The organism is Pseudomonas sp. R43(2017) (genome assembly GCF_002112345.1).
GTDB classification, from domain to species: domain Bacteria; phylum Pseudomonadota; class Gammaproteobacteria; order Pseudomonadales; family Pseudomonadaceae; genus Aquipseudomonas; species Aquipseudomonas kribbensis.
Genome location: NZ_NEHJ01000012.1, coordinates 80,398 through 104,706, shown reverse-complemented (window position 1 = coordinate 104,706; position 24,309 = coordinate 80,398). Strand labels below are relative to the sequence as shown.

Sequence of the window (24,309 nt, the reverse complement as noted above, 5' to 3'; positions counted from 1 at the left end):
CCATGCCCGATCCTTATCAACCGGCCAGCGAGTTTCTGGCCAGCCTCGACGCCGACTGGCAGCGCCACATTGCTGCCGTTGGCCCTTGCCTGCATCAACCGCATCCGGCGCGAGATCCTTATGAGTCGCTGGTGCGAGCGATTGCCTATCAGCAACTGCATGCCAAGGCTGGCGATGCGATTGTCGGGCGGTTGGTGGGGTTGTTCCCCGGGCAGACGTTTCCGCGTCCCGAGCAAGTTCTGGCTACGGACTTTGATCGACTGCGCAGTTGCGGGTTTTCGGCGGGCAAGATTGCGACGATTCAGGGGATTGCTCAGGCGACACTGGACGGCGTGGTGCCGGATTACTCGACTGCGCTGGCGATGGAGGATGAGGCGCTGATCGAGCGGTTGGTCAGTTTGCGCGGGGTTGGGCGCTGGACGGTGGAGATGTTGCTGATTTATAGCCTGGAGCGGCCGGATATTTTGCCGGCGGATGACTTTGGTGTGCGCGAAGGGTATCGGCGGTTGAAGGGGCTGGAGGTGCAGCCGACGCGTAAGCAGATGATTGAGATCGGGTTGGGGTGGAGTCCGTTTCGCACCGTGGCGGCGTGGTATTTGTGGCGAGTAGCCAAGCCGTAGACCGCGTTATCGTTCATCGCGAGCAAGCTCGCTCCCACAGTTGGATCGCATTTCAAGTGTGGGAGCGAGCTTGCTCGCGATTGCGTCAGACTGTTCAATGTTGCATCAAAGGCCGGACTTCAACCGACTGAACGCCCTCACCAACGCCCGATTAAACGCCTTGCCATTGTCATTCTTGCTATACAACGAAGCCCTCACCGCCTCCGGCGGATAAGTCCCCGGATCATTGCGAATCGCCGGATCAATCAACCCGTCCGCCGCCGTGATCGCATTGGCGTAGTGAATCGTATCGGTAATGGGCGCGATCACCTCCGGCGTCATCAAATAATCCATCAATGCCAGGCCGGCCTCGGGATGCGGCGCATCCTTGGGAATGACCATCGCATCGAACCAGATCAGCGTGCCCTCCTTCGGAATCCGGTAATTCAACTTGAACGGCTTGTGCGCCGCTTCAGCCTGGCCCGCCGCAATGGCAACGTTGCCGTTCCACGACATCGCCACACAGGTGTTGCCGTTGGCCAGGTCGCTGATGTTCAGGTCGTTGTCGAAGTAGCGGATGTACGGGCGGATCTTCGCCAGTTGCTGTTCGGCGAGTTTCAGGTCGTCGAGGCTCTGGCGGTTGATGTCCAGGCCCATGTACTTCATGACCGCTGCGAACACTTCGTTCGGATCGTTGAGCAGGCTCACCCCGCAATCGGCGAATTTCGACACCACCGCTGGATCGAACAGCATCGCCCAACTGTCCCGTGGCGCCTCAGGCAGGCGCTGCTTCACGGCCTCCTCCTGATAGCCGACGCCGGTGGTGCCCCAGGCGTAAATCCCGGCGTAGCGGTTGCCCGGATCGAACACCGCCATGTGCTGACGGAACTCGTCACCGACCCCGGCAAAGTGCGGGAGCTGCTGCTTGTTCAGCGTCTGGATCGCGCCGCTCTCGATGGCCCGCGACAGGTGCTGGCCGGCGGTCAGCACCAGGTCGTAGCCGCTGCGGCCAGTCAGTAATTTGGTTTCGACGGTTTCCAGTGAATCGAAGTGATCGGCGACCACCCGAATCCCGGTTTTCGCCTCGAAATTCTTCAGGGTATCCGGGGCCAGGTACTCGCCCCAAATATACAGATTGACCACCGGTTTCGCCGGCTCGGCGGCCTGCACACACAGGGGTGCAAGCACCAGCAATAACGCTTTACTCAGTTTGTGCAGGCCCATGGTCAGGCTCCTTTTTTCTGGCCGGCGTATTGCGGCATGGTGATGCACGCGACGTTGCCGCCACCGAGCAGGATTTCCCGGGAGTTTTCGATGCCGACGATCTTGTGCTGCGGGAACAGTTCGGCGAGGGTCGCCAGCGCCACCTGATCGTTGCGATCACCGAACAGCGGCACCACGATCGAGCTGTTGCCGGCGTAGTAGTTGATGTACGAGGCACAGATTTTGGTGCCGGCCTGACGGGTGTGGGTGCTGTCCTGCTGATCGAGACCTTCGGCTTCTTCGGCGGTCCACTCCAGCACGTCCGGTTGCGGCAGTTTGTGCACGATCAGTTCGCGGCCACGGCTGTCGCGGGTGCTGCGCAGAATGTCGTAGGCCTCCTGATAGATTTCCCACTGCGGATCGTCGCGATTGTCGGTCCATTGCAACACCACTTCGCCGGGGCGCACGAAGCACGCGAGGTCGTCGACATGGCCATCGGTTTCGTCGAACTTGCAACCCCGTGGCAGCCAGATCACTTGCTCGGCGCCGAGGTAATCGGTCAGCCGGCGGGTGACTTCGTCCTTGCCCAGGTGCTGGTTGCGATTGCGGTTGAGCAGGCACTGCTCGGTGGTCAGAATGCTGCCCTGGCCGTCACTCTGAATGCCGCCGAGTTCGGCAATCAACGGTGCCCGATAGCGGTCGAAGCGCTCGATTTCGAGGATCTTGCTGGCGATCTGGTCATCCTTGTCCCACGGGTAGTAGAGCCCGCCATCGAGGCCGCCGTAGGCGTTGAATTCGAAGTCGACGCCACGCACTTCACCGCTCTGATCGTTGACCACGAAGCACGGGCCGCTGTCGCGGAACCAGGTGTCGTTGCAGGTCATTTCCACCACGCGCACTTGCGGCGGCAACTGGCGGCGGGCGGTGGCGAACTGGGAGGCCGAAGCGCAGACGGTCACCGGTTCGCTGTGGGAGATCGCGGTGACGATCTGCACCCAGACTTTTTGCGCAGGCTTGGCGCCGTTGCGCCAGACATCGGTGCGCTCCGGCCAGCCGAGCCAGCAACCGGATTTGGCTTCGAATTCGCCGGGCAGACGGAAGCCGTCCTGTTTCGGGGTGGTGTCGAGCAAACGTGCCATGGTCAAACCTCGTCATCGGGATGGGAATGACCTCAGGCTACGGTCGCCGGCCATAGCGCCGCCAACGATGATTATTTCGGAACAGTTGAATTCAACTCATCAATCCGCCAGTTGATCGTTGAACCATTCCAGCATCTGCGCCACCGCCGGACGCTCCAGCCGCACCCGCTCGCAGACCAGCGCGTATTGACCCAGCGCGGTCATGCTGGAGGTGAACGGCCGCACCAGACGCCCGTTCTGCAAATCCTCCTGCGCCGTGAGGTTGTCGCCCATCGCCACGCCCTGCCCTTGCGCCGCTGCTTCCAGCGCCAGCCCGGCGTGGGCGAAATACAACTGGCGCTCCGGGCGCAAGTCGCCGGCATGGCTGGTCAGCCACGCGGTCCAGGTCTTGCCGTCCTGATCGTCGTGCAGCAGGCAATGGCGGGCCAGATCCTTCGGGGTTTTCAGGTTGCCCTGGTTGAACAGGCCGGGGCTGCACACCGGGAAGAACTGCAACGCCGGCAACGGGCGAACGAAATACGCGCTGCTGTCCACCGGGCCGGTGCCGTAGGTGATCGCCAGATCGATGTCTTCGCCGGGTGCGGTGGCGTCGATCGGTTGTTCGTAGAGGTGCAAGGTGATGTGCGGATAACGCGCGTAGAAATCGGTGAGACGGTTCATCAGCCACTTCTGCGCCAGCTCCGCCGTGACCGCCAGCCGCAACACCGCGAGCGAGGACGGATCGCGCAACTCGTCGCAGGCATCGCCGATCAGTTCGAAGGCCTGTTGCAGGCTCTGCATCAGGCGTCCGGCGGCGATAGTCGGGCGAATCTGCCGGCCCTCGCGGATGAACAGCGACACGCCCAGTTGCTCTTCGAGCTGGCGGATCTGATGACTGACGGCGCTGTCGGTGACGCACAGCTCGGCGGCGGCCCGGCCGAAATGTGCGTGGCGGGCGGCGCACTCGAAGGTTCGCAGGGCGGCCAGGGAAGGTAGTCGTCGCATGGGTTTGGGTCCCTTTTTTTGCGGACATGCTGACCTTCGCATTCGTGGGCGTCCAGTTTTACCGCGTTATCGTTCATCGCGAGCAAGCTCGCTCCCACACTTGAAATGCGTTCCAACTGTGGGAGCGAGCTTGCTCGCGATAGCGGCGGCACAGGCGCGACATCTCTTCTAGGCTGAACCGCATCGACAAAAAACCACCGGAGGCCCACTCATGCACCTCGAAGGCTCCTGCCACTGCGGCGCGGTTTCATTCACCCTCGACAGCGCCCACCCCTACCCTTATCAGCGCTGCTACTGCTCGATCTGCCGCAAGACCCAGGGCGGTGGCGGCTATGCGATCAACCTCGGCGGCGACGCGACCAGTCTCAAGGTGCGCGGTCGCAAAAACATCACGATCTACCACGCGAAGATGAAAGACGATGGCGACACACGCGCCCACCGCAGCACCGCCGAACGACACTTCTGCTCGTTGTGCGGCAGCGGACTGTGGCTGTTCAGCCCGGAATGGCCGGAGCTGATCCACCCGTTCGCCTCGGCCATCGACACGCCGTTGCCGGTGCCGCCGGAGCACACCCACCTGATGCTCGGCTCGAAAGCGCCGTGGGTCGAAGTGCAGGCGAGCGCGAAGGACCGGCAATTCGAGGTCTACCCCGAAGAATCCATCGCCCAATGGCACGAACGGCTCGGATTGACCCGGTAGCCGCCTTCACAGTCTTTGACAGTTTCCCGACAAAGCTGCCAAAGATTGCCGGTGGGCACCCGCCTAGCATGGCGCATCCATATTCCCCATCGGGTGCCCCATGCCGGTTTCGTTGCGTACGTTCTCGCTGTCCCTGACCTCCCTTTGCCTGCTGCTGCCCGGCGACTCGCTGCGCGCCGAAGACTGGCACACCACGCTGCGCGCCGGGGCCGCCAGCGCTCCACGTTACAGCGGCAGTGATGAACGGGTGGTGGCGCCGTTGGTGGGTGTTGAAATCGTCAGCCCTTACGGTGTGTTCCTCGACACCAGCCGAGGCCTGGGCTGGGGTTTCGACGAAGAGGATTTCGGCCTCAGCGTCTACGTCGGCGCCAGCGACGTGCGCAAGGATCGCAAGACCGGTTACAAGGGCTCGGACGAACTCAACGGCATGGGTTCGATCAAGTCGCGCCCGGTGATCGGGCTCGACGGAACGTATCACCTGGGCCCGCTCATACTCGGCGCGAGTTTCGAACATGCACTGGAAAAGGACGACGATGACCACGACACCGGCTCGTCCTGGAACCGCCTCAAGCTGAGCATCAGCGCGCCGCTCTACGAAGGACGTTTCGGCAAGGTGACCGGCGGCCTCAACAGCCACTTCGGCGACAGCAACTACATGCGCACCTGGTACGGCGTCAGCGATGCCCAGGCCTCGCGCAGCCAGTTCCGCACGTACAAGGCCCGGGCCGGGTTGATCAGCCGTGGTGCAGACCTGACGTGGTCATTGCCGCTGGACAAACAGTGGAGCGTCTCGACGGTGCTGGCGGTGCAGTACCTGAATCACGAAGCCGCCGACAGCCCGATTGTCGAGCGTCGGCTGCAGTCGTCCCTTGCCGGGCAAGTGGTCTACACCTTTTGATCGCCCTCAGAACAGCTCGCTGAACGGAATGAAGCGCAGCGGATCGCCCATTCGCAACGTGCTGTTCTCCGGGATTTCCACCAGTCCGTCGGCCCACGTCGCGCCGAGGAGCACGCCGGAACTCTGATTCGGATACAGCGCCGCGTGCCCGCCTTCCAGACGCACCCGCAGGTACTCGCGGCGGCTGCCGGGTTTCGGCCAGTCGAATCCGGCGTTGACCGTGAAGCTCAGCGGCATCACCTCTTCCACGCCTTGAATGCGCAGCAGATACGGGCGCGCCAGCAGGCCGAAGGTCACCAGCGCCGAGGTTGGATTACCCGGCAGGCCGATCACCGGCACCGTGCCAAAATGGCCGACGGTCAGCGGCTTGCCGGGTTTGATCGCGAGTTTCCACAGCAGCGGTTTGCCGTTGTCGCGCAGCACCTGGCCGAGGCAATCGGCATCACCGGCAGACACGCCGCCGGTGGTCAGAATCAGATCGGCCGCCACCTGCAACTGCTCCAGTTTGAGCCGGGTTTGTGCCGGACGATCAGGAAGAATCCCGGCGTCGATCACCTCGCAACCGAGTTCGCGCAACCAGTGATCGAGCAAGGTGCGATTGCTGTTGTAGATGCTGCCGGGGCGCAATGGCTGGCCCGGTTCGACCAGTTCGTCACCGGTAGAGAGCAATGCCACGCGCGGACGACGGACCACCGGCAGATGAGTCATGCCCTGCCCCGCCGCCACCGCCAGTTCGAACGGGCCGAGGCGTTTACCGGCGCGCAGCAAAGTGTCGCCGACGCGGTTCTCCTGGCCTTGGGCGCGGATGTTCTGGCCGACCTTCAGCGGTTGCAGAAACCGCACGCGACCGTCCTCCAGTACCTCGACGTTTTCCTGCATTTCCACGCAATTGGCGCCGGGTGGCAACGGCGCACCAGTGAAAATCCGCGCGCATGTGCCGGGCAGCAAGGCATCCGGCGCCAATCCGGCGTAGACCCGTTGCGACACGCTCAACGGCTGGCGATGCAGATCGGCGAGGTTCAAGGCGTAGCCGTCCATGGCACTGTTCGGCCATGGCGGTAGGTCGAGGGTGGCGACCAGATCGCTGGCCAGCACTCGTCCCCGTGCCTCATTGAGCGGCACCGGTTCGCTGTCCGGCAGGCGCTGTTCGTTGGCCATCGCCAGCAACTGATCGAGTGCGTCCTCGACCGGCATCAATCCAGGCTTGCTCATCCCCGTGACCCGCAGGCTTGCACCGGTTTGAGGTGCGGGACGAAGTTGCACGGGCGGTGACGGTTGTCCAGTTGCTCGGCGAGGATGCCTTCCCACGCCGTGCGGCACGCGCCGGTAGAGCCCGGCAGACAGCACACCAGCGTGCCGTTGGACAGGCCCGCCAGTGCGCGGCTCTGTACGGTCGAGGTGCCGATGTCGAGAATCGAGATGGCGCGGAACAGTTCGCCGAAACCGTCGATCTGTTTGTCCAGCAAACACGCCACCGCTTCCGGGGTACTGTCGCGGCCAGTGAAACCGGTGCCGCCGGTGATCAGCACCACTTGAATGCCGTCATCGGCAATCCACTGCGCGACCTGGGCGCGGATCTTGTACAAATCGTCCTTGAGCAGGTTGCGTTCACTCAAGGTGTGGCCCGCTTCGAGCAGACGGCTGACCAGCAACTGGCCGGAGGTATCGCTGGCGTAATCGCGGGTATCGCTGACCGTCAGCACGGCAATATTCAAGGGAACAAACAGGGCATCCGCTTTAACACTCATGGCACTCTCCGGCCTTCGCCAATTCAATTGGGCCAGAGCCTAAGTGCCACTTATCAAGACTGTCTAATCACTCTAACCAACCACACTATCGACCCGCTCTATCGACTGTTTTTTATCGGCCGGCGCTCACTGATCCAGCCAATGAAACCGGCCATGATTGAATCCCTCGATAGCCTCTTCAACGCTTCCGATTGGACGTAAAACGCGATCAGTGGGATCGTCGCCACCTGCGCTTTTCGTGCGCCGTACGCATCTGCGTCAATACTCAATCCAAATTTCCCTTCGAGCAGGTGCCATCGTGGACATCAAACAACTCAAGTTCCTGATTGCGCTGGACGAAACCCGCCACTTCGGCCAGGCCGCCGCGCGCTGCCACATCACCCAGCCGACCCTGTCGATGCGCCTGCGCAATCTGGAAGACGAGCTGGATCTGGTGCTGGTCAATCGCGGCCAGCGCTTCGAAGGTTTCACCCAGGCCGGCGAACGCGTACTGGCCTGGGCCCGCACGTTGCTGGCGGCCCACGACGGGTTGTTCGCCGAAGCCGCTGCCTGTCGCGGGCAACTGGTCGGCAGCCTGCGTCTGGGGCTGGTGCCGCTGAGCAACTTCAATCCGGTCAATTACATTCAGGGTTTGTCGGGGATATTTCCCGAGCTGAAATACAGCCTGTCGTCCCTGAGTTCGGACGAGATCATCGAAGGCCTGGGCAACAATCAACTGGATCTGGGCGTGTGTTATCTGGATCACGTCAACCCTAACTATTTCGAGTTTTTCGAGATCGGCGAGACCCGCGTCGGCCTGCTTTACGACACCCGTCACTTCCATTTCGAAGGCCCGGAAATGAGCTGGGAAGACGCCGCCGAACTGCCGCTGGGGATGATCACCACCGGCATGCATTACCGAAAATCCATTGACCTGAGCTTCCGTAGTCGCGGGTTGAACCCGCAGCCGATCATGGAAAGCGATTCTACCTATCAACTGTTGCAGGCGATTCACCAGGGCTTCTGCTGCTCGATCATGCCGCTGGACAGCGGTCTGGAAGAACCGATCGAACATTTGGCTTTCATCAATTTGCCGGACGCCAGCGTGCTCGCACCGTTGGGGCTGGTGATGCGCAAGACCGAACCGCGCTCGGCGATTGCCGAGAAGTGCTTTGCCGAGGCGCGGAAGATGTTCGGGATCGAGGCGCCTGCCGTTTAACGCCTTCAGTGATCGACCAATCCAATCACTGCATCGGAACAAGCGATTGGACGCACTTTTCCCTGCCCCGTAGCCTGAACCCACTTCAGCGCTTCGGGGATTTTCAAGATGCTGTGCCAGGTTGAACAACTCATCGAATCGGGCGATACCAACGCCCCCGCGCCACAACCTTCGCAAGTGGCTTATCGCGAATATCTCGACGACGCGCCACTGTCCCACGCGACCCTCGCGGCGGAAATTGCATTGGCCATCAGCTACAACGGCTTGAACCAGGCGGTGATGATGGTCTCGCCCGGCAACATCGAAGACTTCATTCGCGGCTTCAGCCTGAGCAACGCCATCGTCGACAGCCTCGATGATATTCATGACATCCGCCTGACCCATTTCGACCAGGCCTGCCAGGCCGACGTGCAGATTTCCAGTCGTGCTTTCTGGGCCCTGAAAGACCATCGCCGGCAGATGGCGGGCACCAGCGGTTGCGGGCTCTGCGGCGTGGAAGCGCTGGAGCAGGCGCTGCCTCAACTGGAAATCCTGACGCCGACACCCTTGCCACCCGCCGCGCATTTCGACGGCATCCGCCAACGCATCGAACAGGCCCAGCAACTGGCCCGCAGCAGCGGCGCCCTGCACGCGGCGTTGTACTTCGACGCCGACGGCGAAGCGCTGCTGTGCCGCGAAGACATCGGCCGCCACAACGCCCTCGACAAGCTGATCGGCGCCCTGCAGTTCGAAGGCCTCGATGCGCGACAGGGCTTCGTCGTGGTCACCAGCCGCTGCAGTCTCGAACTGATCCACAAAGCCGTGCGCGCTCGCCTCGGCACCCTCGTCAGCCTGTCCGCGCCCACCGCGCTGACCGTGCGCTGGGCGCTCAAGCACCGCTTGAACCTGATCCACGTTCCGCACCGCAACGCCCCGCGAATCTACAGCCCGATCCAGGAGCAAACCCCATGAGCGACACCCTCACCCACCTCGACGATCAGGGCCGCGCCAACATGGTCGACGTCAGCGACAAAGCCGCGACCCGCCGCGAAGCCACCGCCCAGGCCTGGGTGCAGATGCGTCCTGAAACCCTGCAAATGATTCAGTCCAACGGCCACCCCAAGGGCGACGTATTCGCCGTGGCGCGGATCGCCGGGATTCAGGCGGCCAAACGCACCCACGAACTGATTCCGCTGTGTCACGCATTGCTGCTCAGTTCAATCCACGTCGAACTCAAGGCCTGCGAGCCGGACCGCGTGCAGATCACCAGCACCTGCCGCCTCACCGGTCAGACCGGCGTCGAACTCGAAGCCCTGACCGCCGCCAGCGTCGCCGCGCTGACGATCTACGACATGTGCAAAGCGGTGGACCGGGCGATGGTCATCGGCGACATCCGCCTGCTGAGTAAACAGGGTGGCTGCTCCGGGCACTTTCAATGGGAGAACCCGCAATGATTCTGATCAACTACTTCGCCAGCTACCGTGACCGGCTCAATCTGGGCGGTGAAAAGATCCCGGCCAGCGACACCCTCACCTGCGTCGAGGACGTGCGGCAGATGCTGATGCAGCGCGGCGATATCTGGCGTGAGGTGCTCGGCGCCGGAAACCTGATGTGTGCAGTGAATCAGGAGTTGTGCCAGCCGGATCAGGCCATCGAGGATTTCGACGAGATTGCGTTTTTTCCGCCGGTCACGGGAGGTTGAACCATGGGGGTTCGAGTCCAGCGAAAAGGCTTCGATGCCGGTCAGTTGATTGCCGATTTGCATGCGCGCAACCCACGGGTGGGCGCGGTGGTGAATTTCATTGGTTATGTGCGGGATCTGAACGTCGGGCAGTCGGTGACGGAGCTGTTTCTGGAGCACTATCCGGGCATGACCGAGAAGGCTTTGGAACAGATTGCTGAACAGGCTCGCGAACGCTGGCCGCTGCTGGCGGTGGAGATTGTGCATCGGGTCGGCGCGCTGTCGGTGACCGAGCCGATCGTGTTCGTCGGCGTCAGCAGCAAGCATCGGCATGCGGCGTTTGAAGCCTGTGCGTCCATCATGGATGTGCTGAAGACCCGTGCGCCGTTCTGGAAGCGTGAGACCACGCCTGAGGGTTCGCATTGGGTCGAGGCGCGGGAGAGTGATCAGAATGCGGCGTTTCGCTGGAGTCTGGCGCATGCCTGACGGGGCACTGTCGGCTGCAACAAAAGCCTGATTAGATAGCGGCTCGCACCGATTGGACCGTGGAGCCGCATTTGAGCACAACGCCCCCCGAGGACTTGCCCCGCCCTCAACCTGTCAGCCTGCGCCAAACCTGGCCCTTCTGGCTCAAACTCGGCTGCATCGGCTTCGGCGGCCCCGCCGGGCAGATCGCGATCATGCATCAGGAATTGGTGGAGCGCCGGCGCTGGATTTCCGAGCGACGTTTCCTGCATGCGCTCAACTACTGCATGTTGCTGCCCGGCCCCGAGGCCCAGCAACTGGCGACCTACATCGGCTGGCTGCTGCACCGAACCCGTGGCGGCGTGCTGGCCGGCGCATTGTTTGTGCTGCCGTCGCTGCTGATCCTGATTGCCCTGTCGTGGGTGTACATCGCGTTTGGCGACGTACCGGTGGTGGCCGGGGTGTTTTACGGAATCAAACCGGCGGTGACCGCGATTGTGTTGCACGCGGCCCATCGCATCGGCTCCCGGGCTTTGAAGAACGGTTGGCTGTGGGCAATTGCCGGAGCGGCGTTCGTGGCGATTTTTGCCTTCAACGTGCCGTTTCCGCTGATCGTGCTTGGCGCGGCAGTGATCGGCTATTTCGGCGGACGCTGGTCGCCACAGCGATTCAACAATGGCGGTCATCGAGGCAGCGAAAAGTCTTTCGGCCCGGCGCTGATCGATGACGACACCCCGCCACCCGAACATGCGCGACTCAACCTTCCGAGGCTGTTGCGTCTGGTACTGATCGGCGCGTTGCTGTGGTGTCTGCCAATGGCGCTGCTGACGGCGCTGTTCGGCTGGGACGGCACCTTCACCCAGATGGGCTGGTTCTTCACCAAAGCGGCGCTGCTCACCTTCGGCGGTGCTTACGCGGTGCTGCCCTACGTGTACCAAGGCGCGGTCGGGCATTACGGCTGGCTGACCCCGACGCAGATGATCGACGGCCTGGCCCTGGGCGAAACCACGCCGGGGCCGCTGATCATGGTGGTGGCGTTTGTCGGGTTCGTCGGGGCTTACGTGCAACCGGCGTTCGGCCCGGAACATGCGTTTGCCGCCGGTGCGCTGGCGGCGACGTTGGTGACCTGGTTCACCTTCCTGCCCTCGTTCCTGTTCATCCTTGCCGGCGGGCCGCTGGTGGAATCGACGCACAACGAATTGAAGTTCACTGCACCGCTGACGGCGATCACCGCTGCCGTGGTCGGGGTGATCCTCAATCTGGCGTGTTTCTTTGCTTACCACGTGTTCTGGCCCAAGGATTTTGCCGCACAGCCTGATTTTTTTGCGCTGTTGCTCGCCCTCGCCGCGACCCTCGGGCTGTTTGTTTTCAAGCGCGGGGTGATCGAGGTGTTGATCGTTTGCGCCCTCGTCGGGCTGGGGTTTCATCTGTTGCGCTGAGCCGGTGGCTTGCCGCGCGCATCGGAATCAGGCGTTTACTTATCCCGGACTTCCCCCTTACTATCCAGCCACACCGGCATGGCGGGACACTCCCGCCGCCGACGTTTTCCGCCAACGGAAACACGCGTCATGAGCACGTCACTACAACAATCAGAATCGTTGAACGTCTCTGCACTGTGCGCCCTCCTTCACAGGGGCCGCGCATGAATCGCATCGTCAATCTCCCCATGGCCCTGAGCCGTTCCAAGCTGCGTCACTCCGCACGCCCGCCGGATATCTGCCTGCCCGTCTGATCGCGCCGCTAAAAATCGCGACAGCTCCCCCTCTTTTTTCGATATCCCTGCCAGGACGCCCGCGCCTTTTGCCGAGCTGCGTCCGGCCCGAATCTGCGCGCCTGTGCGGCGCCATCGTGAGTGATTGATTATGAAATTCGCAGCCATTGAAGACGCACGTAATTTTCTGGATCAGAACCCCGACATCGACATGATCGAGCTGTTCATCCTCGACGCCAACGGCGTGCCGCGCGGCAAGCTGTTGCACCGCGAAGAACTGCTCGCGGTGTACGAAAGCGGTCGCCCGCTGCCGAGCACCATCCTCGGCCTGACCGTGCACGGCGAGGACGTGGAAAACTCCGGTCTGGTGTGGGACGTCGGCGACATCGACTGCCGCGCCTACCCGCTGGAAGGCAGTCTGGTGCGCCTGCCGTGGCGGCAGATTCCGACCGCTGCGGTGCAGGTCAGCATGCACCCGGAACAAGGGATGCCGGCGAGCATTGCCGATCCGCGTCACCTGCTGATCAAGGTCATCGACGCCCTCAAGGCCGAGGGTTATCACCCGGTGATGGCCTGCGAGCTGGAGTTCTACTTGCTCGACGCCAAACGCGATCACAACGGTCGCCCGCAACCGGCGCTGGATGCCGACGGCGGCCGACCGAGGCACACGCAGGTCTACGGTTTGCGTGAGCTGGAGCAGATCGAACCGTTCCTCGCCGACCTTTACAGCGCCTGCAAACTGCACGGCATTCCGGCACGCACGGCGATCTCGGAATACGCGCCGGGCCAGGTGGAAATCACCCTTGAACACGGCGATGCGCTGGAGGCGATGGACCAGGCCGTGCGCTACAAACGACTGGTCAAAGCCGTGGCGCACAAGCACGGCATGCAGGCGACATTCATGGCCAAACCCTTCGATGATCTGGCGGGCACCGGCATGCACATGCACGTCAGCCTCGCCGATGCCGAGGGGCGCAATCTGTTTGCCTCTGAAGATCCGGCCGGCACCCCGCTGCTGCGCACGGCGATTGGCGGGATGCTCGCCTCGTTGCTCGATTCGCTGCTGCTGTTCTGCCCCAACGCCAACTCCTACCGTCGCTTCCAGGCCAACAGTTACGCGCCGCTGGCGCCGACCTGGGGCGTCGACAACCGCACCGTCAGCCTGCGCGTGCCCGGCGGCCCGGCCAACACCCGGCATATCGAACACCGCATCTGTGGCGCCGATGCCAACCCGTATCTGGCAGCGGCAGCGATCCTCGCGGGCATTCATCGCGGCATAAAAGAAGACATCGATCCGGGCGAACCGGTGCAAGGCAATGGCTATGCGCAGGCGAAGGAATTGCTGCCGACCGACTGGCTGACCTCACTCACGGCACTGGAAAAATCGGCGTGGGCGCGCGATGCGCTGGGGCAGGAATTTCTCGGGGTGTATCTGGCGGTGAAGCGTGCGGAATACCGGCAGTTCATGGCCGAAGTGGGTGAGCAGGACTGGCGCTGGTATCTGACCGAAGCCTGATCCTTTTTTCCTCTTTTTGCCTTGGATACCAACATGACTCAACGCAGCAACTCCTACTACACCGCGACCCTCAACCGCGACACCGACTACCCGTCCCTGCAAGGCCGGCACAAGGTCGATGTGGTGATCATCGGCGGCGGTTTCACCGGCGTCGCCACCGCCGTCGAACTGGCCGAAAAAGGCCTGAAAGTCGCCATCGTCGAAAGCCACAAGATCGGCTGGGGCGCCACCGGGCGCAATGGCGGACAGGTGACCGGCAGTTTGTCCGGCGACGGCGCGATGCGCAAACAGATGCGCAATACATTGGGCGATGAGGTCGACGATTTCATCTGGCACCTGCGCTGGCGCGGCCACGAAATCATCAAGCAGCGCGTCGAAAAATACGGCATCGAGTGCGACCTGAAACACGGCCACTTGCACGCGGCCTACAAGCCGAGCCACATGGCTGGTTTGCGCAGCGACTACGACGAAGCCGTGCGTCGCGGCATGGGTGATGAAGTCAGCCTGCTCGACCGCAGCCAGGTGCGCGATCTGCTGCAAAGCGACCTCTATCACGGCGCAATCAAAAACACTCGCAACATGCACCTGCACCCGCTCAACCTGTGCATCGGCGAGGCGCGGGCGGCGGAAAGCCTCGGTGCGCTGATCTTCGAAAACAGTGAAGTGCTGGAGATCATCCACGGCCATAGCCCGGGCGTACGCACGGCCCACGGCCAGATCGACGCCAACCAGGTGCTGCTGGCCGGCGACGTCTACCACAAGCTCGAGCCGGGCCAGCTCAAGGGCAAGATCTTCCCGGCCATGGGCGGCATCGTCACCACCGAACCGCTGGGGGATCTGGCCCGGCAGATCAACCCCGAAGACCTCGCCGTTTACGACTGCCGCTTCGTCCTCGACTACTACCGCCTCACCGCCGACGGCCGCCTGCTGTTCGGCGGTGGCGCCAACTACAGCGGCAAGGACTCACGGGACATCGCCGGCGAACTGCGGCCGTGCATCGAACAGACCTTCCCGGCGCTCAAGGGGGTGAAAATCGATTACCAGTGGAGCTGCGCGATGGGCATCGTCATCAACCGCATCCCGCAACTGGGCAAGCTCTCGGACAACGTCTGGTATTGCCAGGGCTACTCCGGCCATGGCATCGCCACGACCCACATCATGGGCGAAATCATGAGCCGGGCGATCACCGGGCAGATGCAGCAGTTCGACACGTTCGCCGCGTGCTCGCACATTCGCGTGCCGATGGGGGATCTGCTGGGGAATCCGATGTTGGCCGCTGGCATGTGGTACTACCAGATGCTGGAAAAACTGCGCTGATCGCCTTTTGACTGCATGCCGGTTTATGCATTGAGTCGACTGGCCTCATCGCTGGCAAGCCAGCTCCCACAGGTTCGGAGTTGTACATAGATATCGCGTACATGGCGGACTTTGTGGGAGCTGGCTTGCCAGCGATGGGGCCATCAGCCTCACCACAAGCCCTCAATCCTGCAGCTGTTCAACCTCAATCCCCAACCGCCGATAATCCTCGGCACTGCCCGATGCCAGATGCCGCTCGGTAATCAACGTATGCACCCGGCTGCACGGCGCCACCACAAACGGCTCCACCGCCCCCAGCTTGTCCGCCGTGGTCACGGCAATCACCTGCGCCGCACTGTCGAACAACGCCTGCTTCACCGGCACTTCATCGAAATACAGCGAACTCAACCCCACCTCCGGATGAATCGCACACACTCCGGTAAACAACAGGTCAGCCTTGATGCTTTGCAGCAGTCGCACGGTCTCGTGACCGCTGACTGACATCGTCGCCAGATTCAGTTGCCCGCCCGCCAGAATCACCTTGATCCCCTTGTATTCGGCCAGGGTGATCGCCGTCATCGGTGACGTGGTCACGGCGGTGATCGAAATATCCGAGGGCAACGAACGGGCGATCTGCAGCGTGGTGGTGCCGGAATCGAACAGCACGATCTGACCGTCCTTCACTCGCCCCGCCGCGAGCTGCGCAAGGCTGGTTTTCACCTCGTCGGTTTCACTGATCCGCGTGAAATAATCCTTGCCGGTATCCTTCGGTCGCGGCAACGCCCCGCCGTGCACTCGCTGCACCAGCCCGGCATTGTCCAGTTCCGCCAGATCCCGGCGGATGGTGTCTTCGGACACCGCAAAATGCTGGCTCAGTTCGGAGGCCATGACCTTGCCGTCACGTTCGAGGATCAGCAGGATTTTCTGCCGACGCAGGGAGGGAAGCTCGGAAGCGGAATGATCGTGCATGGTTTTGCCTGTTTGTGCTTGTAGTTGCAGGTTTGGCGAGCCTAACCAATGCATCTGCCAAACACAAACCGGCTGATATCAATTGTTTCGATCTTTGAAATCATGAAGCCGAATTTTTTCTTTGCTTTCAGCCTGTTCACAATGGCACCACTTCAATAAGGCTCAGGATGAACAGCTCATGAATCTCAATTTTGCGTTTGCGTGCATGATCGTAGTGTCGTTTGCGATTGCCCTCGGACACGCGTGATTCAGTGGCACGCTCCCGCACAGCAGGTTCGGGAGCACAAACTATCAAACCTCTTCCCGCGCCCGACGCACCTGCACCAACAACGCCGGCGCAAAGTGCAGCAGCACCATCCGCACCAGATGGTGAGTCAGGATAAACACCACGTTCAACCCGCCACCAAACGCCACGATGGCAATGGTCTCGATTGCTCCCGGCATGTAGGCCAGCCACAGCGACAACGCATCACTGCCCAGCAACCGCGCCGCCACTTCGACAAACCCCGCCGCGATCAGGATCATCAAACCCACCGACACCAGTGCCGTGCGGCCATGACGTCCCAGTTCCGCGAGCCCAAGGCCCTGGAAGCGTGAGCCGATCCGCACACCGAGAATCAACGCCGCCAGATTCAGGCTCCAGTCCGGCATGTGAAAGCCGTGCAGCCATCCTGATTTCAGGAACACGGCGGTGAGGATGATTGCGGTCAACATGAACGGCGCCGGCACGCCAATCGCCAGCAGCAATCGCCCGACCACAATGCTCGAAACAATCAGCGAGAACACGGTCAACGCCATGCCCGTGGACAGCGGATCGACCTCGGCCACCGCGACCGGTGCCTGTCCGGGAATCAGCAAACTCACCAGCACCGTGATCAGCAGCAAACGCATCAGGTGCACGATGATGACTTTGCTCGAGGCCTGATGCGATTCCAGCAAATCAAACACCGCCGCCAACGCCCCCGGATACACCGCCAGCAAGGCATCGGTGCGATTCCACCCTGCCCCGCGCGCCAGCCACCAGGCGGACAGCGCCACTTGTACTGTCAGGCACAGCAGCAACAGGCCGAGGCTTGGCAACATCGTCGAGACGGTCGCACTGTCCCAGGCCTCGAACATCAAGCCTGTGGCGATGCCGAGAGTGACCTGGATGTAACCCAAGCCATAAGGGGTCCTGGGTGCAAAACTGAATTTGGTAGCGGCAAGAGCGGCGACAAGGATCGAGCCCAGCAGCAACCCGTGGGGCACGCCCTCGAACTGCAACAGCGCGCCGAATCCGGCAGCAATTAACAAACACAAAATGGATTTCATGGTCGCCTTCCTGGCTATTCAATTTGAGTTACGCGCGCAGCCGTCCAATCGCCCGCCGATATTTTTCGATCCGCTCCAGATCCTCCCAACTCGGCGAGGCAATCCGCGACAGGTCGCTGTTCTCTTCCAGATCCGCCAGTTTCACCACCCGCCCGATCGGGTTCTGCGCGGCGCGCTCGACGAAGTCCTCGTAGGATTCGCCCGGCACCTTGGTCACCGACTCGATGGCTGACAGCACTTCTTCGCTGAAGCCTTCCTTGCGCAAATCATCCAGGCTGATGCCGCAATCCTCGACCACATCGTGCAGCACCGCGACGATGCGTTCTTCCAGGCTGCTCATGCGCAGCATGACTTTCAGCGGATGCAAAATGTACGGCGCACCACCCTTGTCCACCTGCCCGGCGTGGGCCGTGGCGGCAATGGCAATGGCGCGTTCCAGAGTCTGAGTCATGGGCGTTTCCTCGGGTCAGACGCCATACCGGCCGCCAATATAGAAATGACGTTTGAACCAGCGCCCGATCGCCTGCAAACGCCCGGTCGGCTGCGCCGGCTCGGCGTAGCGCTGAAGAATCAGCGAAACCAGATCAGCCTGACTCTCCCCCGGATGCGCGTCCAGCAACTCGGCCACCCAGGCGCAATTGGCCTTCTTCAAATGCTCGCGCCACTCCCCGGGCCAGCCATCCAGCTCATCCAGCGCCAGCCACCGCGCGCCACCCTGCTCGACATGGCCGCCGCCAATCGATTGCTCGAAACAGAACGGCGTCGCCGGTCGGGACAGGTCGATGCTGAAGATGTAGATGTCCTGGGTTTTGTGTTGCGGCGTGGGGGCGTTGTTGCGATGGCCGATCTGAATCATGCGCGGTTCCGTCCGTGGCGAGGCGTTACAAACTGTTTCATGCATACCATCACGGATTCACCCAGTCATGGCAAATCAAAAATCAACTGAATCGCGGCAATCAATATCCGGACACGCTTTAAATTTTCCTCACCGCGAATAGGCCGTCCATGAACTTTTCTTTAAAATGATGTCAATGCGATATCGCCGTTTGTCTTCAGGCATACGGCATCACTCAGCGTCAGGCTGTTTCCTGACAATCATGGAAGTAACCCCGATGAGACTGATTCTCGTGATGTTATTGATGTTGAGCGGCTATGCACACGCCGGTTGTGAAAACATCAAAGACGATGACCAACGCAACTATTGCAAGGCCAAGGAAGGCTGGGGCGGCTGCCAGAACATCAAAAATGATGACATGCGCAACGCCTGCAAATCCGAAGCCGAAGGCAGCGATAGCTGTGGGAATATCCGCGACGATGATCAGCGCAACCTCTGCAAAGGCAAGAGAGGCATCGACAGCTGCACGAACATTCACGACGATGACCTGCGTAACTTGTGCAGGGCACAACAAGGCCGGGGTGGCTGCCAGAACATCAAAAACGATGACATGCGCAGAGACTGCAGAGCCACGACCAATGGCTGATGGGCGCGGCTGACGTCGCAGCCATCAAGCGTCATTCCGGTCCGGTCATCTCATGAATGATGTTTGCCTGCCTCTGGCACGAGGCGGGCACTCGGGATTGACCGCCCGGTACACTCCCCTCTGCCATGCCTGGCTCGCATCACGCCTCAACCTGGAAAGGACACCGATGAGCAGTATTCCACTCTCCGAACAGATGGGCGCAATGGCCTTGGTCGATGAGTTGCGCCATCAGCGCAAACAGGTCCAGGAGCACCTCGACCTGCCCCGCCGTCGCGCAGAAATCGCCGAGCGCATCCGTGCCTATTACTTGAGCCAGGACCTGCCCGTGGACGACGACCTGATCGAACAGGGTGTGCATCAATTCTTTGCCCGGCGCTTGATCCTCGAGACGCCGCCAATCCACATAAATAAATCTGTCACCTTTTCTGTCTTACAAAGCAGACTTAGTAATCGGGAGCAAACACGACAAGGACTTTCAACTTATCCGAAGCCGCGCAAAACTCCTTTTTCAAGGCAGCCGGATTTCTTATATGACCGCCCGGATCATATACAAAAAATATAATTGTCTTGCACGCCGTGTGCGACTGATACCTGGCGATATCCAGAATCAACTCATCACCAAGTGAGCGATCAGTCATATTCGCTCGTGCCATTTTGACTTCCACCACCAGTTCCTCATCGGGAATCGAGAAGTCCACCCTTGACCCTCCACCCAGGACGTTTGGCGCGATGTCCTCTGATTTGACATTTGAAAAATACATTCTCAACAATGCGAAAACCAGATACTGAACATCGTACTCATCCTCCACCAGAAGTGCCGGACGATTACGCTTGCGTACACTCAAGTCTTTCGCGAAACGATGAAATTTCCGAAGAAGCAACTCTACACGATCTTCCACGCTCAAGTTGCTGGAGGCGTTTTCACCCGTTTCAAAAGCAAAGAAGTTCCTTAACACATCTTCTTCAAACTCAATCTGCGCCGCAGGCGGCTTCCAAAGAAGAAAATACCAGCCAAACAACAAAATACAGGCTTCAATGATCAAAAACACAACCAGGTGAACGAAGTTCAAACTCAACCTGTAAACACTCTCATACTTGTATTTATGCCCTCCTCCAGACCTTTCTCCCGACACAGGAACAAGATTAAGGTCAAACTTTACAACCACACCTCTAAAACCCTGAACCCCATGAAGGTCATACCTTACAAAATCATTCTCACTTAAAAACCCTTCATTATAAGAAGCGAGCTTTTCAAACTGCCCATTCGTGATCGATTGATACTCCTTCGAGGTCACAACACCCACCACTGCCGAGTTTGTGATATCGACTTCTTCAAATACTGGATAAATCCAGAGCGAATAGGCCATCAACGTCAGAAAAAAAGAAAAACACAACAAACCTTTCGAGAAACGATTGAGTCGCCTTGTATTAAGTATGACAGCTGGAGTTGATCTGTCTTTACTCACGATCCCTAACAAACCAGCAATTTTCCCAAGCAAGACTCACCCCAATTACAAATTCAATCAAAACCCATTGGCTCAACAATCCGAAAACCCGTGAAGAAGGTTTTCGTCGCTTTCATTTCAATCAATCGCCACGTCCACTTTCTCAAGACCTTACAGGTGGAAGCCGCAGCAACGAGGGCAATAAATCACGCGCCTTTATCGCGAGCCTTAGCGATTATCTTCGCTCTCGCCCTAAATGATGGCATATGGACATCGCCAAATTTATCACATGAACCGAAACGGGGTACTGAAAATCAGGCACAAAAAAACCGCACTTCTGCGGTTTTTTATAGATCACTCGAAAGCGCTACGAAAAATCAGACTCAGAAATTCGCTGGCGTATTCGCACTGATAATCTCCGCCTCATCCGCCCCGATATTCCGGAACTTGTGCGGCAGCGTCGTCGGGAAGTAATACCCGTCCCCCGCACTCAACACGCTCACCTGCCCGTCCACCGTCAACTCCACGGTGCCACGGGTCACCAACCCGCACTCCTCGCCTTCCGCGTGAACGATCGGCTCTTCCCCGGAACTCGCGCCCGGCGCGTATTGCTCGCGCAGCAGGCGCATCTGGCGGCTGGGGACCGAGGCGCCGATCAGCAGCAGGCGCAGGCCGTGGCGGCCGAGGTCGGGTTGTTCGTTGGCGCGGAAGACGTATTGGTGTTCGCGGGGCGGCTGGTCGAAGGTGAAGAAGTCGGCCAGGGACATCGGGATGCCTTCGAGCAGCTTTTTCAGTGAGCTGACGGAAGGACTGACACGATTCTGTTCGATCAGGGAGATGGTGGCATTGGTCACGCCGCTACGCCGGGCCAGCTCGCGCTGGGAGAGTTTGTAGCTTTCGCGTACTAGTTTGAGTCGAGAACCCGTATCCATGACAGCCTTATGTGAGAACGACTTAAGGGTAATGGGGGTGGGTGGCGGGTGCCGCGCAAGGCGCGCGGATCACGTTGCTCCCGTGTCCCGGAACCGTGAAAGGCGGCTATTAAATCACGTTTGTCGGTGTTGCTCAGCAGGTTCGATGGACGGCACATGAAAAAGCCGGCAGCGCCCTTTTCGGGGGCGCCGCCGGGGAGGTAAATCAGATGCCGAAACGGTCGCGCAGCGAGTAATACACCGCGCCAAGGGCGGTCAGCGGGGCCGAGAAGGTGCGGCCGCCGATCATCGGCATGTGTGGCAGCGAGGCGAAAGCGTCGAAGCGTTCGGCGTCGCCACGGATCATTTCCGAGATCAGTTTGCCGGCCAGGTGCGAGCAGGTGACGCCATGGCCGCTGTAGCCCTGCATGTAGTAGGCGTTTTTCTCGATGCGGCCGAATTGCGGCATGCGGGACATGGTCAGCAGGAAGTTGCCGGTCCAGCGGTAGTCGATTTTCACGTCCTTGAGCTGCGGGAAGGTCTTGAGGATCTTCGGGCGGATCAGGGTTTCGATGTCGTCCGGTTCACGGGCGCCGTAGACCACGCCGCCGCCGTAGAGCAGACGGTTGTCGGCGGTGAGGCGGTAGTAGTCGAGCAGGTAGTTGCAGTCTTCGACGCAGTAATTGTTGGTGATCAGGCTGCGGGCCTGCTTTTCGGTCAGCGGTTCGGTGACGCAGATCTGCGAGCCGCACGGCATGCTCTTGGCCGTCACGCGGTTGTCGAGACCTTGCGGCAGGTAGGCGTTGCCGGCGATCAGCAGGTACTTGGCGCGGACCTGGCCTTTGGCGGTGCGCACGACGTTGGGCTCGCCGTACTTGATTTCCACCGCAGCGGACTGCTCGTAGATCTTGCCGCCCAGACGCACGATGGCCGCAGCTTCACCGAGGGCCAGGTTCAGCGGATGGATGTGCCCGCCCTGCATGTCCAGCAGGCCGCCGACGTAGGCGTCGGAACCGACTTCGCGGCGGATGTCCGCAGCGTCGAGCATCTTCAGGTTTTTATTGCCGTAACGTTCCCAGCTGCGCTTTTGCTCGGCGAGGCCCTTGAGCTGCTTGTTGTTCATCGCTGCGAAAATGCCGCCCGGGCGGTAGTCGCACTTGATGTCGTATTCCTTGATGCGCGAACGGATGATGTCGGCGCCTTCGAAGATCATGCTGCCGAGGATTTCCGCGGTCTTGTCGCCGTAGCGCTCTTCGATCACGTCGACGTCGCGGCTGTAGGAGTTGACCAGTTGACCGCCGTTGCGACCGCTGGCGCCGTAGCCGACTTTCGCCGCTTCCAGCACCGTCACCTTGTAGCCGGCTTCGCTCAGGAACAGCGCCGAGGACAGGCCGGTGTAGCCGGCGCCGATGATGCAGACATCGCACTCCACCGATTCTTCGAGGACCGGGAAATCGATCACTTCGTTGCGGGTGGCGGCGTAGTAGCTGTTCACGTGTTGTTGTTTCATTTTTTTATTCTCCGAGGGTCGCCGGTTGCAGGCGACCACCGCTGTAAAAGAGTCAGAGCTTGATCCAGGTCGCTTTCAGCTCGGTGTACTTGTCGAACGCGTGCAGCGATTTGTCGCGACCATTGCCCGACTGCTTGAAGCCACCGAACGGCGCGGTCATGTCGCCGCCGTCGTACTGGTTGACCCACACGCTGCCGGCGCGCAGGCCACGGGCGAAGGTGTGGGCCTTGCTCAGGTTGCTGGTCCAGACCCCGGCGGCGAGGCCGAAGATGCTGTCGTTGGCGATCTGCAACGCCTCTTCAACGGTGTCAAAGGTGATCAATGACAGCACCGGGCCGAAGATTTCTTCCTTGGCGATGGTCATCGCGTTGGTCACGCCGTCGAAAATCGTCGGTTCGATGTAGGTGCCGCCGGTTTCTTCGAGGGTACGGCGGCCGCCAGCGATCAGCTCGGCGCCCTGCTCCCGGCCGATGCTGATGTAGCGCAGCACGTTGTCCAGTTGCCGCTGATCGACCACGGCGCCGACGGTGGTCGCCGGGTCGAGGGCATGACCCGGTTTCCACGCTTGCAGCGCTTCCACCAGCAGCGGGATGAATTGTTCGCGGATCGAACGCTCCACCAGCAGACGCGAGCCGGCGGTGCAGACTTCGCCCTGGTTGAACGCAATGGCGCCGGCCGCCGCTTGTGCTGCCGCGCGCAAGTCCGGTGCGTCGGCAAACACCACGTTCGGGCTCTTGCCCCCTGCTTCGAGCCAGACGCGTTTCATGTTGCTTTGGCCGGCATAAATCATCAGCTGCTTGGCAATCGCCGTGGAGCCGGTGAAGGCCAGCACGTCGACGTCCATGTGCAGCGCCAGCGCCTTGCCGACGGTGTGGCCGAAGCCTGGCAGGACGTTGAACACGCCTTTCGGAATACCGGCGTCCAGTGCGAGCTGCGCGATGCGGATCGCGGTCAGCGGGGATTTTTCCGAAGGCTTGAGGATGAACGAGTTACCCGCCGCCAGCGCCGGGGCGAATTTCCAGCTGGCCATGATCAGCGGGAAGTTCCACGGCACGATGGCCGCGACTACGCCGGACGGCTCGCGAGTCACCAAACCCAGTTGATCGTGCGGGGTGGCGGCGACTTCGTCGTAGATCTTGTCGATGGCCTCGGCGCTCCAGCGAATCGCGTTGGCGGTCGCCGGGATGTCGATGCTCATCGAGTCGCTGATCGGTTTGCCCATGTCGAGGGTTTCGAGCAGCGCCAGTTCTTCCTGGTGTTGCAGGATCAGATCGGCGAAGCGGATCAGGATGCGCTTGCGCTCGGCGGGGGCCTTGTTGGCCCACACGCCGGAATTGAAGGATTGGCGCGCGACTTCGACGGCGAGGTTGGCGTCGGCTTCATCGGTGCTGGCGACGGAGGCCAGGAAACGGCCATCGACGGGGCTCAGGCATTCGAAAGTGTCGCCGCTGATGGCCGGGCGGTATTCGCCGTTGATGAAGACGCGGGATTCGAGGGTCAGGGACTGGAAGCGTTGTTCCCAGTCGTTGCGGGTCATGGTCATGGGGGTGACTCACACAGAGAAA

26 protein-coding genes are annotated in these 24,309 nt (G+C 60.8%); 13 read left to right on the top strand and 13 right to left on the bottom strand.

All coding sequences use genetic code 11. The features are described 5' to 3' along the window. Positions 1–2 precede the first annotated feature (2 nt). Positions 3–620 (top strand): DNA-3-methyladenine glycosylase, encoded by a 618-nt coding sequence (locus tag CAG02_RS28770; protein WP_085708629.1) that lies wholly within the window; start codon positions 3–5, stop codon positions 618–620. Positions 621–725: 105 nt separating this feature from the next. On the opposite strand, the gene CAG02_RS28765 is transcribed toward CAG02_RS28770, so the two are convergent. From CAG02_RS28765 to CAG02_RS28755, 3 genes are all read right to left on the bottom strand, one after another. Next, positions 726–1,823: an extracellular solute-binding protein gene (locus CAG02_RS28765; protein ID WP_085708630.1), complete on the bottom strand. Its 1,098-nt coding sequence runs from the start codon at positions 1,821–1,823 to the stop codon at positions 726–728. Between the two features lie 2 nt (positions 1,824–1,825). Further along, positions 1,826–2,941, bottom strand: a complete 1,116-nt coding sequence (gene aguA / locus CAG02_RS28760; protein ID WP_085708631.1) for an agmatine deiminase — start codon at positions 2,939–2,941, stop codon at positions 1,826–1,828. A 99-nt stretch (positions 2,942–3,040) separates the two neighbouring features. Continuing rightward, positions 3,041–3,925: a LysR substrate-binding domain-containing protein gene (locus tag CAG02_RS28755; protein WP_085608994.1), complete on the bottom strand. Its 885-nt coding sequence runs from the start codon at positions 3,923–3,925 to the stop codon at positions 3,041–3,043. 211 nt (positions 3,926–4,136) lie between these two features. Here CAG02_RS28755 and CAG02_RS28750 point away from each other — a divergent pair, with 211 nt between their 5' ends. Both CAG02_RS28750 and CAG02_RS28745 read left to right on the top strand, forming a co-directional pair. After that, positions 4,137–4,625, top strand: a complete 489-nt coding sequence (locus CAG02_RS28750) for a GFA family protein (protein WP_085708632.1) — start codon at positions 4,137–4,139, stop codon at positions 4,623–4,625. Between the two features lie 100 nt (positions 4,626–4,725). Further along, positions 4,726–5,523 (top strand): MipA/OmpV family protein, encoded by a 798-nt coding sequence (locus tag CAG02_RS28745; RefSeq protein ID WP_085708633.1) that lies wholly within the window; start codon positions 4,726–4,728, stop codon positions 5,521–5,523. 6 nt (positions 5,524–5,529) lie between these two features. Here the strand turns inward: CAG02_RS28745 and glp are convergent, their stop codons facing one another. Further along, positions 5,530–6,735 (bottom strand): gephyrin-like molybdotransferase Glp, encoded by a 1,206-nt coding sequence (gene glp / locus CAG02_RS28740; RefSeq protein WP_085708634.1) that lies wholly within the window; start codon positions 6,733–6,735, stop codon positions 5,530–5,532. Then, a complete protein-coding gene (moaB, locus tag CAG02_RS28735; RefSeq protein WP_085708635.1) occupies positions 6,732–7,271 on the bottom strand; it encodes a molybdenum cofactor biosynthesis protein B in 540 nt (179 codons plus the stop codon). The genes glp and moaB overlap by 4 nt, the downstream gene beginning before the upstream one ends. A 298-nt stretch (positions 7,272–7,569) precedes the next feature. On the opposite strand from moaB, the gene CAG02_RS28730 reads away from it, so the two are divergent. The 8 genes from CAG02_RS28730 (at position 7,570) to CAG02_RS28695 (ending at position 15,138) form a co-directional block, all read left to right on the top strand. Beyond that, entirely contained in the window at positions 7,570–8,469 is a 900-nt protein-coding gene (locus CAG02_RS28730; RefSeq protein ID WP_085708636.1) for a LysR family transcriptional regulator, read from the top strand. A gap of 108 nt (positions 8,470–8,577) precedes the next feature. Further along, a complete protein-coding gene (gene fdhD, locus CAG02_RS28725) occupies positions 8,578–9,420 on the top strand; it encodes a formate dehydrogenase accessory sulfurtransferase FdhD (protein WP_085708637.1) in 843 nt (280 codons plus the stop codon). Further along, complete coding sequence (gene moaC, locus CAG02_RS28720) at positions 9,417–9,902, top strand: cyclic pyranopterin monophosphate synthase MoaC (protein ID WP_085708638.1); 486 nt, start codon at positions 9,417–9,419, stop codon at positions 9,900–9,902. The genes fdhD and moaC overlap by 4 nt, the downstream gene beginning before the upstream one ends. After that, on the top strand, positions 9,899–10,150 hold the full coding sequence (locus CAG02_RS28715) for a MoaD/ThiS family protein (RefSeq protein ID WP_085708639.1): 252 nt from the start codon (positions 9,899–9,901) through the stop codon (positions 10,148–10,150). Before moaC ends, CAG02_RS28715 begins: the two co-directional genes overlap by 4 nt. A 3-nt stretch (positions 10,151–10,153) precedes the next feature. Further along, positions 10,154–10,615 (top strand): molybdopterin synthase catalytic subunit MoaE, encoded by a 462-nt coding sequence (gene moaE / locus CAG02_RS28710; protein ID WP_085708640.1) that lies wholly within the window; start codon positions 10,154–10,156, stop codon positions 10,613–10,615. 71 nt (positions 10,616–10,686) lie between these two features. Further along, complete coding sequence (gene chrA / locus CAG02_RS28705; protein WP_085708641.1) at positions 10,687–12,033, top strand: chromate efflux transporter; 1,347 nt, start codon at positions 10,687–10,689, stop codon at positions 12,031–12,033. Between the two features lie 423 nt (positions 12,034–12,456). After that, on the top strand, positions 12,457–13,821 hold the full coding sequence (locus tag CAG02_RS28700) for a glutamine synthetase family protein (protein WP_085708642.1): 1,365 nt from the start codon (positions 12,457–12,459) through the stop codon (positions 13,819–13,821). A gap of 33 nt (positions 13,822–13,854) precedes the next feature. Continuing rightward, positions 13,855–15,138, top strand: coding sequence for an FAD-binding oxidoreductase (locus tag CAG02_RS28695; protein WP_085708643.1), 1,284 nt, complete (start codon positions 13,855–13,857; stop codon positions 15,136–15,138). 162 nt (positions 15,139–15,300) lie between these two features. Here CAG02_RS28695 and CAG02_RS28690 read toward each other — a convergent pair whose 3' ends face one another. The 4 genes from CAG02_RS28690 to CAG02_RS28675 all read right to left on the bottom strand — a co-directional run bounded on the left by CAG02_RS28690 (position 15,301) and on the right by CAG02_RS28675 (position 18,253). Continuing rightward, positions 15,301–16,086, bottom strand: coding sequence for a DeoR/GlpR family DNA-binding transcription regulator (locus CAG02_RS28690; RefSeq protein ID WP_085708644.1), 786 nt, complete (start codon positions 16,084–16,086; stop codon positions 15,301–15,303). Between the two features lie 291 nt (positions 16,087–16,377). Beyond that, entirely contained in the window at positions 16,378–17,397 is a 1,020-nt protein-coding gene (locus tag CAG02_RS28685) for an AbrB family transcriptional regulator (protein WP_085708645.1), read from the bottom strand. Positions 17,398–17,425: 28 nt separating this feature from the next. Continuing rightward, entirely contained in the window at positions 17,426–17,848 is a 423-nt protein-coding gene (locus CAG02_RS28680) for an HD domain-containing protein (RefSeq protein ID WP_085708646.1), read from the bottom strand. A gap of 15 nt (positions 17,849–17,863) precedes the next feature. After that, entirely contained in the window at positions 17,864–18,253 is a 390-nt protein-coding gene (locus tag CAG02_RS28675; RefSeq protein ID WP_085708647.1) for a hypothetical protein, read from the bottom strand. Between the two features lie 241 nt (positions 18,254–18,494). On the opposite strand from CAG02_RS28675, the gene CAG02_RS28670 reads away from it, so the two are divergent. Next, positions 18,495–18,878: a hypothetical protein gene (locus CAG02_RS28670; RefSeq protein WP_256576949.1), complete on the top strand. Its 384-nt coding sequence runs from the start codon at positions 18,495–18,497 to the stop codon at positions 18,876–18,878. 52 nt (positions 18,879–18,930) lie between these two features. Then, positions 18,931–19,440 (top strand): DUF6384 family protein, encoded by a 510-nt coding sequence (locus CAG02_RS30360; protein WP_371856524.1) that lies wholly within the window; start codon positions 18,931–18,933, stop codon positions 19,438–19,440. Here the strand turns inward: CAG02_RS30360 and CAG02_RS28660 are convergent. The 4 genes from CAG02_RS28660 to CAG02_RS28645 form a co-directional block, all read right to left on the bottom strand. Next, the gene (locus tag CAG02_RS28660; RefSeq protein ID WP_139831825.1) at positions 19,322–20,377 is read right to left on the bottom strand and encodes a hypothetical protein; all 1,056 of its coding nucleotides are present in this window, start codon (positions 20,375–20,377) and stop codon (positions 19,322–19,324) included. The two genes, CAG02_RS30360 and CAG02_RS28660, sit on opposite strands and share 119 nt — an antisense overlap. A gap of 329 nt (positions 20,378–20,706) precedes the next feature. Further along, positions 20,707–21,255 (bottom strand): cupin domain-containing protein, encoded by a 549-nt coding sequence (locus tag CAG02_RS28655; RefSeq protein ID WP_011333561.1) that lies wholly within the window; start codon positions 21,253–21,255, stop codon positions 20,707–20,709. 205 nt (positions 21,256–21,460) lie between these two features. After that, positions 21,461–22,744, bottom strand: coding sequence for an FAD-binding oxidoreductase (locus CAG02_RS28650; protein WP_085686396.1), 1,284 nt, complete (start codon positions 22,742–22,744; stop codon positions 21,461–21,463). 52 nt (positions 22,745–22,796) lie between these two features. Continuing rightward, positions 22,797–24,287 carry an aldehyde dehydrogenase gene (locus CAG02_RS28645; protein WP_085708651.1) on the bottom strand — a complete coding sequence of 497 codons (1,491 nt, stop codon included), beginning with the start codon at positions 24,285–24,287 and terminating at the stop codon, positions 22,797–22,799. Between the last annotated feature and the right edge of the window lie 22 nt (positions 24,288–24,309).